Here is a 13,043-nt window from a genome sequence, read left to right on the forward strand (position 1 = left end):
GGGGAGAAGAAGAATGAACGCAAAAGAATTGATCGCTCGCCGTATCGCTATGGAGTTTTACGATGGTGATGTCGTAAATTTGGGGATTGGTTTGCCAACAATGGTGGCTAATTATATTCCTGATGATGTCAATATTACGCTGCAATCTGAAAATGGTTTTCTCGGGTTATCCGCTTTTGAGCCCAATCAGGCAAATCCTAATATTGTTAATGCTGGGGGGCAACCTTGCTCTATTCAAGCTGGTGGGGCTTTTTTTGATAGTGCTTTTTCCTTTGCTTTAATTCGTGGTGGGCATGTTGATGCTTGTGTATTGGGCGGTTTGGAAGTGGATCAAGAAGCTAATCTCGCTAACTGGATGATTCCGGGCAAGATGGTGCCGGGTATGGGGGGCGCGATGGATTTGGTAACAGGGGCGCGTAAGGTAATTATTGGTATGGAGCATTGTGCTAAATCAGGTGCAGCTAAAATTTTAAAAAAATGCCAATTACCACTTACGGCGGTTAATGCGGTGGATATGATTGTTACTGAATTGGCGGTATTTGAATTTATTGAGGGAAAATTGGTGTTAAAAGAACACGCACCAAATGTTGATCTTGCTACTATTCAAGCCGCCACAGAAGCGGAGTTTATTGTGGCAAGTGATTTTAAACCTATGCAGATTAGTCAAAAAGGTTTATAGGAGAAAAGCGATGAAAAATGTTGTGATTGCCAGTGCTGTGCGTACCCCTATTGCTAGCTTTAATGGGAGTTTAGCCAATGTTAATGCCGTAGAGTTAGGTTCTATTGCGATCAAAGCTGCTATTGAGCGAGCAGATCTTGAGGCAACATTGATTGATGAAGTCATTATGGGGCAAGTATTACAAGCAGGACAAAAACAAAATCCTGCTCGTCAAGCCTTGTTGCGTAGTGGGATTGATCAACAAGTAACGGCTTATACGCTAAATAAAGTGTGTGGCTCTGGTTTGAAAGCCGTTGCAGCCGCAGCACAAGCCATTAAAGCCGGTGATGCCAAGATCATTATTGCGGGGGGCATGGAAAATATGAGCCAAGCCCCTTATTTGTTGGATAAGGCGCGTTGGGGTTATCGTCTTGGTGCGGGACAGTTAGGTGATGTGATGTTGCTTGATGCTTTAACCTGTGCAGAACATGGCTATCATATGGGAATTACTGCAGAAAATGTAGCGAAAAAATATGGCATTAGCCGTCAACAACAAGATGAAATTGCTTTAGCTTCACAACAAAAATCCATTGCCGCAATAGAAAGCGGGGCTTTTAAGGCGGAGATTGTTCCTGTCAATATTAAGCATAAAAAGCAAGAGCTCCTTTTTGTCACAGATGAATACCCTAAAGCAGGAACAACATTAGAAAAATTATCAGCCTTACGCCCTGCATTTGCTCAAGCAGGATCAGTAACGGCAGGAAATGCCTCGGGCATTAATGACGGCGCTGCGGCTTTAGTGATTGTGGAAGAACAAACGGCAAAAGATCTTGGGTTACCTATTTTAGCTCGGATTCGTAGCTATGCCAGCGCTGGCGTTGCCCCTGAATTAATGGGACTCGGACCTGTTCCTGCTTCGCAAAAGGCATTAGCAAATGCTGGTTTGACGGTACAGGATTTGGATCTTATTGAGGCAAATGAGGCTTTTGCCGCTCAATTTTTGGCAGTAGGGCGTGAACTTCATTTTGATTTAGATAAGGTAAACGTTAATGGCGGTGCAATTGCATTAGGACACCCTGTGGGAGCCAGTGGGGCAAGAATTTTAGTCACATTATTGCACGCTTTACAAGCAAGAGATAAAACCCTTGGCTTAGCAACCCTATGTATTGGCGGTGGTCAGGGTATTGCAATGGTAGTAGAACGTATTTAAACAATAAAAAGGAAAAATGTTTTTCCTTTAATCACGCAAGGTACGAGGCAGTAAAAATGTACCCTATTAATCTGGAAGGAGAAAACTTATGTTAAAAAATAAAGTCGCATTGGTAACAGGGGCTGCAAGTGGTATTGGTTTAGCCATTAGTCAAACATTAGCTCAGGCTGGGGCTGATGTGGTAATGGTTGATGTGAATGAAAGTTTACTAAAACAGCAAGCGGATCAACTACAAGCAAGTTATGTGGTAGCGGATTTATCACAACGTGAAGGTTGCAAAAGTGCGGTAGATTTTGCCAATAAAAAATTTGCTGGCGTGGACATACTGGTTAATGTAGCAGGCATTCAGACTGTTTCACCTATTGAGCATTTTCCTGAAGACAAATGGGATTTTATGATTAATCTTATGCTAACCGCTCCTTTCTTATTAACTAAATATTGTTGGTCATATATGGCAAAAAATCAATGGGGGAGAATTATTAATTTGAATTCTATTCATGGTTTGGTGGCTTCTGATTTCAAATCTGCTTATGTTTCCGCTAAACATGGTTTATCCGGTTTAACCAAAACCGCAGCGTTAGAGGGCGGTGCTTATGGGATAACCGTTAATTCAATTTGCCCTGCTTATGTAAGAACGCCATTAGTTGATAAACAAATTGCCGATCAAGCCAATCATCATGGCATCTCTGAACAAGACGTGATTAGCAAAATTATGTTACAAAAAGCCGCCGTAAAACGCCTGATTGAACCGGCAGAAATTGGGGAGTTTGTGAAGTTTTTATGTTCTGATGCGGCATCTTCTATTTCTGGTGCTTGTTTATCCATTGATGGTGGCTGGACTGCGGGCTAAGGAGTGAGCTTATGCTAAGTTTAATTGGTATTTTTATCGGTATCGTATTATTAATGGTATTAGCCTTCCGAGGCTATTCCATTGTTTGGATCGCCCCTATTTGTGCAGCGATTGTGGCATTTACGGGCGATTTAAATGTACTTGATGCCTATCTAGACAGCTATATGAGCGGTTTAGTCAATTTCGTTAAGGCTTGGTTTCCTGCTTTCTTATTAAGTGCTATTTTTGGTAACTTAATGGACGTCAGTGGTGGGGCAAAATCCATTGCGGCTTGGCTTACTAGAATGTTAGGCACTAAAAGTGCTATTGCCTCAATCGTACTGGGTTGTGCATTATTAACCTATGGCGGAGTAAGTTTATTTGTGGTTGTTTTTGCTATTTATCCACTTGCCCTTGCTGTCTTTAAAGAGGCAAATATTAGCAGACGATTAATCCCCGGCACCATTGCCTGCGGTGCGTTTACTTTTACTATGACCGCCTTACCGGGTTCGCCACAAATCCAAAACCTAATCCCTACCGCCTATTTTGGTACTGATGCTATGGCTGCCCCAATGATGGGTATTATTGCCTCTGCTATTTTATTCTTTGGTGGCGTGGCTTATCTTGAAATGCGACGCAAAAAATATGCTGCCAATGGCGAATTTTTTACCGAACCTGCGGTCATTGAACAAGCCACCTCGCCGCAACAGGAAAAACTACCAAGTCCATTCGTCGCATTGTTACCCCTAATTGCGGTGATTGTGGTACTTAATTTTATCCCACCATTGATTGGATTAAAAAATGATGATCCTAAAAATATTGTCATTGCCTTACTTTCAGGCATTATTCTCGTGGGATTATTAAGTTTAAAGCAACGAGATAAATTTATTCCCGCTATCGGTAAAGGGGCAAATGGAGCAGTAGGGGCAATTATTAATACTGCCGCTGCTGTCGGTTTTGGTAGTGTAGTAAGAATGGTACCCGGTTTTGACTTGCTCACCACCATGATCCTCAATATCCCCGGTGGACCATTAGTTTCTCTTTCTATTGCCGTCAATATTTTAGCGGGAGCAACGGGCTCTGCCTCTGGTGGTATGGGAATTGCCTTAGAGGCTTTAGGGGAAAAATATCTCGCCATTGCTAAACAAATGCACATTTCCCCTGAAGTGTTGCATCGTATTGCCTCACTCTCCTCTGGGGGATTAGATACCATGCCACATAATGGTGCAGTATTAACCCTATTAAGTAATACTCAAATGACCCACAAAGATTCTTATTTAGAAATTGCGGTAACCTCTTTTGTATTACCTATTATTGCCACTATTGTCGTGATTATCTTGTATAACTTGTTTGGCATTTACTAAGTAACCATCATAAAAATACAGAGCCCAAGATTAATTGAAAAAATCTTGGGCTTTTTATTATAGTCGTTTCAATTTAAAACAAGACAAGGCATACCACCAACGCCCTATATTTTAAAGTAGAACAACTATAAATTACTGGCTTAAAGATTATGCTGATTAAATCGGCAATCAAAACACATTACCAATAAAACCATTGACAACAATAAGAAGAAAGATTACTATGCATCGGAATTTCAACGAGATAGTCAATGTTGATTATCAACTTCTTTATGCGGAGTGGTAGTTCAGCTGGTTAGAATACCTGCCTGTCACGCAGGGGGTCGCGGGTTCGAGTCCCGTCCATTCCGCCAATTTAGCCCCTAATAATTTTCCTGAAAGTCTTAATTTTCTCCTTAAAAATCTCTTGTGTGATTTGGTTGGGTTCATTTCATTAATGACTGAGCTCTATAAACTAAAAGGCCCAAGCCATTTAATTTAGATTGAACAGGCTTATTATTGTATAATATATCTACTCATGCAATGTTGTTTCAAGCAGATCAAAATTTTTAAAAACCTTGTCAAAATAACATTTCGTTTTTATAAACTATCATCGCATATTGTCTGCCTTGGTTGGAATGCTGTATTGGCTTGCTTCATCGTATGTCTAATTTGTTTCAATGCTCGGCTATATTTTGTCATAAAAATCTGTGCCTTAATTGGTTGGTGGTTTAGTCCAACTTTTGGGGCAGATCAATCAGGGGATTTTTAAGGGGGAAGGGTTGCAAATATTAAGAATATTGGGAAAATATAGTCATTTCAATTTAAAATAAGACAAGGCGGCACGCCGAAGACAGTCCAAAGAGTACGGCGAGGCGTTCCAACACCGTATTATTTTAAAGTGGAGCGACTATAAAAAATATCAAAACCAACCGCACTTAACTCAGGAAAAAATACCCCACTTAACAAGATATTGGAAAGTGGGGCATGTTTACCTTTATTAATTACTTTTAGCCAAGTAACTTATTAACTCGCTTAATAAAGGCAATTGGATTTTCTAAACTGCCTCGTTCTGCCAACATAGATTGCTCTAATAATAATTCAATCCATTCTACGAATTGTTGTTCATCGGCAATATCTGCAACTTTTTGTACCATTGGGTGGTCTGGGTTTAATTCAAAGGTGTATTTTACCTCTGGGACGCTTTGCCCTGCGGCAGCAAAAAGTTTTGCCATTTGTGTGGTCATTTGATCATTATCAGTAGAAACCACAGCAGGCGTATCCGTTAAGCGATGAGTTAAACGTACATCTTTCACTCGATCACCTAATAGGTTTTTCACACGCTCAATAAAGCTGGCAAAAGTTTTATCTTGCTCTTTTTGGTTTTCTTCTTGTTCTTTGTCCGCTAAATCCCCCAAATCTAAGTCCGCTTTGCTAATGGTTTGTAATGGTTTACCGTCAAATTCGGTTAGATAACTTAACATCCATTCATCAATGCGATCGGATAATAATAAGACCTCAATGCCTTTTTTGTTAAAAATCTCTAAGTGCGGTGAGTTTTTGGCGGCAATATAGCTATCTGCGGTAATGTAGTAGATTGCTTTTTGTCCCTCTGGCATACGGCTTACATAATCTTGTAAGGAAACCTTTTGTTCTGAACTATCCTGATGCGTTGAGGCAAAACGCAGTAATTTAGCGATTTCTTCTTTGTTAGCAAAATCTTCCGCTGGACCTTCTTTTAACACTAAACCGAATTGTTGCCAAAATTCTTGGTATTTTTGTTCATCATCTTTCGCCAATTTTTCTAGCATTTGCAATGAACGTTTGGTTAAGGCCTTGCGTAAAGCGGCGGTTACTTTATTATCTTGTAAGATTTCTCTTGAAACATTTAGCGGTAAATCATTGCTGTCAATTAAACCTCGCATAAAGCGTAAATAATTCGGCATAAATTGCTCGGCATCGTCCATAATAAACACACGCTGTACATAGAGTTTTAAACCATGTTTATGTTCACGATTAAATAAATCCCAAGGGGCTTTGCTTGGGACATAGAGTAGGCTGGTATATTCTTGTTTTCCCTCAACTTTATTATGTGCCCATAATAAAGGATCGCTGAAATCATGGGTTAAATGTTTATAAAATTCTTTATATTCTTCATCAGAAATATCGCTTTTAGCTCTTGTCCACAAGGCTTGGGCTTTGTTAATTTTTTCCCATTTAACACCTGTTTCTTTGCCTTCATCATCATATTCTTTAGTCAGAATTTCTACCGGTAAACCAATATGATCGGAATATTTGCTGATAATTTCGCGTAAACGCCAGTCGTTTAAAAATTCTTTTTCGTCCTCACGCAAATGTAAGGTAATTTCAGTACCACGTTGTGGTTTTTCAATATCGGCGACACTGTACTCCCCTTCGCCTGCGGATTCCCAAAGGACACCTTTATCAGCTGGTTCGCCAGCGGCGCGGCTTTTTACGGTAACTTTGTCCGCTACAATAAAAGCAGAATAAAAACCTACCCCAAATTGACCGATTAATTGGCTATCTTTTGCTTGATCACTGCCGAGGGAGGATAAAAACTCTTTAGTTCCCGATTTGGCAATGGTACCTAAGTTATCAATGATTTGCTCACGCGTCATACCAATACCATTATCACTAATGGTTAATGTGCCTTTTTGTTCATCAGCACTAATACGCACTTTTAAATCGCCATCACCTTCATAAAGTTCTGGGGCTGAAAGGGCTTTAAAACGTAATTTATCTGCGGCATCAGAGGCGTTAGAAATTAATTCGCGTAAAAAAATCTCTTTGTTGGAATAAAGAGAATGGATCATTAATTGTAGTAATTGTTTGACTTCCGATTGAAAGCCTCTTGTTTCTTGATTTTGACTCATTGTTTTATCCTATATGTTGATTATAAATAAAAGAATACCTAGCCTATATAGGCATAAAAAATGAAATTTCAAGGATAGTTGTTGTATAGTCATTCCACTTTAAAATAATACAGCGTTGGCACGCCTTACTGTTGTGTTCGGCATAATACCTACTTATCCTATTTCAAATTAAAGAGACGATAAAAAAATGATCTGTTACTCAAATTAAGTAACAGATCAAGAATTTATTTAATAAGTGCGGTCAGAAATTACAAAATTTCTTTAGCGGTTGCCACCACGTTTTCTACGGTAAAGCCGAACAGTTTGAATAACTCATCGGCTGGGGCGGATTCGCCAAAGCTATGCATACCAATCACACGTCCCTCAAAGCCAACGTATTTATACCACGCATCGGTAATACCAGCCTCAATAGCGATACGTTTGGTTACTTCTTTTGGTAATACCTGTTGCTTATAGTTTTCATCTTGACGATCAAATACATTGGTACAAGGTAAAGAAACTACACGCACTTTTTTGCCTTCAGCGGTTAATTGCTCAAAGGCTTTTACGGCTAATTCCACTTCTGAACCTGTGGCGATTAAAATCAATTCAGGTTTGCCCTCAGCACAATCTTTTAAGATATAACCCCCACGAGCCACATCAACAAGCTGTTGGCTATCACGCTGTTGTTGAGCCAAATTTTGGCGAGTGAAAATTAACGCACTTGGACCAGCTTTACGCTCAACCGCCTGTTGCCATGCAATGGCTGACTCTACTTGATCGCAAGGACGCCAAGTGTCTAAATTTGGTATTAAGCGTAATGATGCTGTTTGTTCTACAGGTTGATGAGTTGGACCGTCTTCGCCTAAACCAATGGAATCGTGGGTGTAAACAAAGAGGACACGTTGTTTCATTAATGCCGCCATACGCACTGCATTATGAGCGTATTCATAGAACATTAAGAAGGTTGCACCGTAAGGAATAAAGCCACCATGTAAAGCAATACCATTCATAATGGCAGACATACCAAATTCACGTACACCGTAATTAATGTAGTTACCATCAACATTTTCCGTAGCACGCAGTGGTCTTGAACCAGACCATAGGGTTAAGTTAGACCCCGCTAAGTCCGCAGAACCGCCTAAAAATTCAGGTAAAACTGGGGCATAAGCCTCAATGGCATTTTGAGAGGCTTTACGGCTAGCAATCGCCGCAGGATTCGCTTGTAATTTTTCAATAAAGGCTTGAGAATGATCCGCCCAATTTGCTGGTAATTCACCACTAATACGGCGTTTAAATTCAGCAGCTAATTCAGGATAAGCCTGTTCATAAGCAGCGAATTTTTGTTGCCAAGCTTGTTCTGCAGCTTGACCTTGTTGTTTCGCGTCCCATTGAGCATAAATATCATCAGGAATTTCAAATGGGGCATATTGCCAACCTAAATATTCACGTGCTGCGGCAATTTCTGCATCACCTAATGGTGCACCGTGGCAATCGTGCGAGTTTTGTTTATTTGGCGAACCATAGCCAATAATGGTTTTACAAATAATTAAGGTTGGTTTGTCTTTTTCAGCTTGAGCCTGTTTAACCGCTTGAGCTATTTGCTCTGGATTATGTCCATCAATGGCTGGGATCACTTGCCAACCATAAGCCTCAAAACGTTTTTGCGTATCATCAGTAAACCAACCGTCCACATGTCCATCAATGGAAATATTATTGTCATCATAGAAGGCAATTAATTTCCCCAAACCTAGAGTTCCAGCTAATGAACAAGCCTCGTGGGAAACGCCTTCCATTAAGCAACCATCGCCAAGGAAAACATAAGTATAGTGATCAACAATATCATGTCCGCTACGGTTAAATTGAGCAGCTAAGGTTTTTTCCGCAATCGCCATACCCACCGCATTGGTAATCCCTTGTCCTAAAGGACCTGTAGTGGTTTCTACGCCGGGGGCATAGCCGTATTCAGGGTGTCCCGGTGTTTTAGAATGTAATTGACGGAATTGTTTTAAATCTTCAATGGAAAGATCATAGCCTGTCAAATGCAATAAACTATAAATTAACATTGAACCGTGTCCATTAGATAACACAAAGCGGTCACGATCAGCCCATTGTGGATTGGTTGGATTATGTTTGAGAAAATCACGCCATAATACTTCGGCAATATCCGCCATTCCCATTGGTGCACCGGGGTGTCCAGATTTTGCCTTTTGTACTGCGTCCATACTTAAAAAGCGAATTGCATTCGCCAACACTTTACGGTTAGCCATATTAACTCCTTATAAAGAAATATGATGATGTGTCAAAAATTTCTTTGATTGTACACTATTTAGGAGATAATGTACTGCGATTAATGTAATTTGTTTTGCCTGTTGATGGTGTGATTTTTACTTACCCACTATTTTCCTTCCGTTGATGAACGTCTTTGTTGCAATAACCAATTTATTACTGTGGGGCTATCAAATTCTATTTAGCCTTTAAAAGTATTATGTTTTGCAGAGTAAAAATCTATCATACTTTTCCCTTACACCTCATTACTTAAAACTTACTTAATCTTACCAAGAAGTAATTTTGCACACATTATTGTCATCCTATTTTTAACTCTCTCTTGCAGTTATTGTCTATTTGCTATATATTCCCCCACTGATTAAAATGAGTGTTGATAAGCTTGTTAACTTAGATAGGTATAATTATGAAACTTTCCTCTTTTACTCACTTAAATAAGCTATTATTTTGTTTACCTTTTTTACTTTTTTTACCTAAAGGTACAACCAACGAAACGGTTTTAAAAGATGTGATCAAACGTTCTTTAAGCCAAGATCCTAAGGTATTGTTAGCACAAAGTGAGAAAATGATTGCAGAAAGTCAGGTTGAACAAGAAAAATCTGATCATTACCCACAGATTTCTACTTTTGTGCAACAAAATATGCACCAATATCATCGTTATTCTTCAACAGAAGCCTCCAAATTTGTACCGGGAGCACAACTTTCGTTGAATTTATATTCTTTTGGAGCAATAGATAAGCGGGTAAAAGAGGCAAAATCTAAGCGATTATTAAGTGAATTTAATATTGAACAAACTCAGGAAGAGGTAGCTTATCGAGTAACCGAGCTATATTTAATGGCATTAAGTAGCTCGGAGCAGTTAGAAGTATTAAAGCAGGCTCATCAGCGTATCAATCAGATTATTAAGGATATTAATGTAATTTCCGATAATGATATTGGGCGTCAATCAGAATTAGTACAGGCTCAATCGCGTAAATATGAAGTTGAGCAACAGATGAATGCGGTACAACGTGAAATTGATAGCAATATTAACCGTTTAGTTCGTTATGCTAAACGAGATTTAGCCAGCAAAGATATTCGTGATCCTTTTAGTAAATTGAACTTACAAACACTCAAACAACGTTATGGGACAGATAAAATAAACCCTCGTATTAAATCTTCTGAGCAACAAGTAGAAGTGGCTAAGGCGGGAATTGAGGCAAGCAAAGCAAGTAGATTGCCAAAATTGGATTTTGTTGCACAGGCAACCCGTGATGATCGTGTGGTTTATTTAAATATGTCTTGGGATATTTACAATCGCCGTAATAATTACAATGTGCAAGAAAATGTTGAGCGTTTAGTTTCAGCGGAAAGTGAATTAGAAGATGCGAATTTAGAAATTGCCGAACAAAAGGCACTTTCATTAATTAATTTTGAACAATATCAAAAACACGTCAATATTCTTAACCAACAAATTAAATCACAAAAAGAAGTGATTGATTTTTATAAATTGCAATTCTCTATTGCTAAACGTACCCTATTGGAATTGCTCAATGCAGAGAATGAACTTTTATCAGCGCAGCTGTCTAAAGTCAATTCACAATATCAAGTACGCCATGCTGTGCTAGATTATCTCTATGCACAAGGTGCTTTAAAACAATGGGTTGATGAAAAATAATTAATAAATTAAGTTGTAAAAAATGAAAAGTATTTTTGAACAAATTGCCTTGGCGACCCAATATTTGGGGACGCCTATTTCCGTTTCCACTTTAGCCGCAAATACTGTGCGTAAAGTGGGTAATAGTGCAGATTTTTCTGGTTTATGTGAATTTCTACGTGCAGAGGGATTTGATAATAATATTTCAGAACGTGCTTTAGCGGATATTCCTTCTTTAGCCATGCCCGTTATTGCGATTTTGCATAATCAAGAAGCTGTTTTAATTACCGAAATCAATACCAATGATCAAGGACAACGAATCTATCGTATTATGCAAGAGGGCAACCTGTTTACCGATGTAAGTGCGGAGGAATTAGCCACTAAATATGCAGGTTATTGTTGGTTTATTAAACCCAAAGTGATTCAAGATGTACGTTCTGAATTACCTGAATATGAATTACCAAAATCTTGGTTTTTCAAAATTATTTGGCGTTTTAAACCTTATTATTATCAGGTCATCATTGCTACTTTTATGATTAATGTTTTAGCATTAATTAGCTCGTTATATGTGATGAATGTTTATGACCGCGTGATCCCTAATCAAGCCTACGCCACCTTATGGGTACTGAGTATTGGGGTGGTATTAGCCATTTTCTTTGAATTTATTGCTAAAACCTTGCGAGGGCATTTAACAGATATTGCGGGTAAAAAAGCCGATTTAATTATTAGTGCCATGCTATTTAGACGAGTTATGGCATTGCGTATGCAAGAAAAGCCCATGTCATCAGGATCTTATGCCAATAACCTGCGTGATTTTGAATCGGTACGGGAGTTTTTAACCAGCGCCAGTTTATTAACCTTAATTGATTTACCTTTTTTACTGTTATTTATTACCGTAATTAGCCTTGTGGCAGGTAAATTAGCTATTATCCCAGCCATTATCATTCCTTTAGTTATCTTGGTAGGATTACTGGCACAAATTCCTCTTTCTAAAGCCATTAATGAATCTATGCGTGAATCCTCGCAACGCCAAGGGCTTGCAGTAGAAGCGGTGGAAGGCTTAGAAACCTTAAAAAATAACAATGCCATGCTATGGGCACAACAACGTTGGGATCACTATACCGCCAAAAGCTCTTATTCTGCCATTAAGGTCAAAGATATTAGTAACTTTGTGATTAATACCGTTACCGCCTTACAACAGCTTAATACCGTATTATTAGTGGTTTATGGCACTTACTTGATTCATAGCGAAGATGTGGCAAGCCGTATTACCATGGGGGCATTAATCGCGGCGGTGATTCTTTCTGGACGAGCTTTATCGCCACTCGGACAAATTGCAGGCTTAGCCATTCGTTTCCAACAGGCTTGGATTGCATTAAAAGGCGTGGAAATGATTGTGCAAAAGCCAATTGAGAAATCTAGCGATCGTGAATATTTAAGCCTAAAACAAGTGAAGGGTAATTTAAATTTTGCCAATGTGAGCTTTAAATATGATGAAGAAAATAATGCCGTATTAGATCAATTTAACCTCAGTATTCGTGAGGGAGAAAAAGTAGCCATCATTGGTAAAATTGGTAGCGGTAAATCCACCGCCCTTAAATTAGCCGTAAACCAATATAGCCCAACCAGCGGTACAATCAGCTTAGACGGCATTAATTTACAACAGCTTGATCCTTATTTCTTACGCAATCAAGTATTATTACTTGAACAAAAACCACGCTTATTCTTGGGAACACTCAGAGAGAATTTAGATATTTCTCGTGTTGATGGGTTTTCTAATGATCAAACCCTATTATTTGCCTTACAACGTTTAGGTTTATTAGAAATGGTCAGAAACCACCCGAAAGGCTTAGATATGCCGTTAGGCGAAGATGGCTTAGGCTTATCTGGGGGACAACGTCAAGCAGTGGCGTTAGCGCGTATGATGTTACGAGATCCTAAAGTGGTATTATTAGATGAACCGACGACAGGCTTTGACCAATTCCATGAAAATCAAGCCATTGCTGCCATTGATACTTGGGCAAGAAACCGCACTTTAGTGATTGTTACCCATAGACCACAAGTGTTACGCTTAGTTAATCGTATCGTTGTGGTTGACAAAGGGAAAGTGATTATGGACGGTCCAAGAGATGCGGTGTTGGCAAAACTCAATGAAAAGCCAGACACTTCGCCAACAGAAGCGAAGCAAACGGAAAGCCATTAATGAATAAG

General features: G+C 39.2%; 8 protein-coding genes and 1 tRNA gene. 7 read left to right on the forward strand and 2 right to left on the reverse strand.

The window, feature by feature from the left end; translation table 11 throughout:
* Positions 1–13: 13 nt before the first annotated feature.
* From A6A20_RS09240 to A6A20_RS09260, 5 genes are all read left to right on the forward strand, one after another.
* Positions 14–679 (forward strand): 3-oxoacid CoA-transferase subunit B, encoded by a 666-nt coding sequence (locus tag A6A20_RS09240; protein ID WP_279573160.1) that lies wholly within the window; start codon positions 14–16, stop codon positions 677–679.
* A 10-nt stretch (positions 680–689) separates the two neighbouring features.
* Positions 690–1,868 (forward strand): acetyl-CoA C-acetyltransferase, encoded by a 1,179-nt coding sequence (locus A6A20_RS09245; protein ID WP_279573161.1) that lies wholly within the window; start codon positions 690–692, stop codon positions 1,866–1,868.
* An 88-nt stretch (positions 1,869–1,956) separates the two neighbouring features.
* The gene (locus A6A20_RS09250; RefSeq protein WP_279573162.1) at positions 1,957–2,718 is read left to right on the forward strand and encodes a 3-hydroxybutyrate dehydrogenase; all 762 of its coding nucleotides are present in this window, start codon (positions 1,957–1,959) and stop codon (positions 2,716–2,718) included.
* 11 nt (positions 2,719–2,729) lie between these two features.
* Positions 2,730–4,061, forward strand: a complete 1,332-nt coding sequence (locus tag A6A20_RS09255; protein ID WP_279573163.1) for a GntP family permease — start codon at positions 2,730–2,732, stop codon at positions 4,059–4,061.
* Between the two features lie 273 nt (positions 4,062–4,334).
* Positions 4,335–4,411 (forward strand) — tRNA-Asp (locus A6A20_RS09260).
* A 636-nt stretch (positions 4,412–5,047) separates the two neighbouring features.
* Here the strand turns inward: A6A20_RS09260 and htpG are convergent.
* The gene (gene htpG, locus A6A20_RS09265) at positions 5,048–6,931 is read right to left on the reverse strand and encodes a molecular chaperone HtpG (protein ID WP_279573164.1); all 1,884 of its coding nucleotides are present in this window, start codon (positions 6,929–6,931) and stop codon (positions 5,048–5,050) included.
* A 248-nt stretch (positions 6,932–7,179) separates the two neighbouring features.
* Positions 7,180–9,180, reverse strand: a complete 2,001-nt coding sequence (gene tkt / locus A6A20_RS09270) for a transketolase (RefSeq protein WP_279573165.1) — start codon at positions 9,178–9,180, stop codon at positions 7,180–7,182.
* 422 nt (positions 9,181–9,602) lie between these two features.
* Between tkt and A6A20_RS09275 the strand changes: the two genes are divergently transcribed.
* Complete coding sequence (locus A6A20_RS09275; RefSeq protein WP_279573166.1) at positions 9,603–10,853, forward strand: TolC family protein; 1,251 nt, start codon at positions 9,603–9,605, stop codon at positions 10,851–10,853.
* Positions 10,854–10,875: 22 nt separating this feature from the next.
* Entirely contained in the window at positions 10,876–13,035 is a 2,160-nt protein-coding gene (locus A6A20_RS09280) for a type I secretion system permease/ATPase (RefSeq protein ID WP_279573167.1), read from the forward strand.
* The last annotated feature ends 8 nt before the right edge of the window (positions 13,036–13,043 follow it).

Origin of the sequence: Volucribacter amazonae, assembly GCF_029783845.1 — a bacterium.
GTDB lineage: Bacteria > Pseudomonadota > Gammaproteobacteria > Enterobacterales > Pasteurellaceae > Volucribacter > Volucribacter amazonae.

Excerpts from the sequence above, each read along its gene's own strand:
- tkt (WP_279573165.1), bottom strand. The coding sequence starts at position 9,180 with ATGGCTAACCGTAAAGTGTTGGCGAATGCAATTCGCTTTTTAAGTATG.
- A6A20_RS09275 (WP_279573166.1), top strand. The coding sequence starts at position 9,603 with ATGAAACTTTCCTCTTTTACTCACTTAAATAAGCTATTATTTTGTTTA.
- A6A20_RS09240 (WP_279573160.1), top strand. The coding sequence starts at position 14 with ATGAACGCAAAAGAATTGATCGCTCGCCGTATCGCTATGGAGTTTTAC.
- A6A20_RS09255 (WP_279573163.1), top strand. The coding sequence starts at position 2,730 with ATGCTAAGTTTAATTGGTATTTTTATCGGTATCGTATTATTAATGGTA.
- A6A20_RS09280 (WP_279573167.1), top strand. The coding sequence starts at position 10,876 with ATGAAAAGTATTTTTGAACAAATTGCCTTGGCGACCCAATATTTGGGG.
- A6A20_RS09250 (WP_279573162.1), top strand. The coding sequence starts at position 1,957 with ATGTTAAAAAATAAAGTCGCATTGGTAACAGGGGCTGCAAGTGGTATT.
- A6A20_RS09245 (WP_279573161.1), top strand. The coding sequence starts at position 690 with ATGAAAAATGTTGTGATTGCCAGTGCTGTGCGTACCCCTATTGCTAGC.
- htpG (WP_279573164.1), bottom strand. The coding sequence starts at position 6,931 with ATGAGTCAAAATCAAGAAACAAGAGGCTTTCAATCGGAAGTCAAACAA.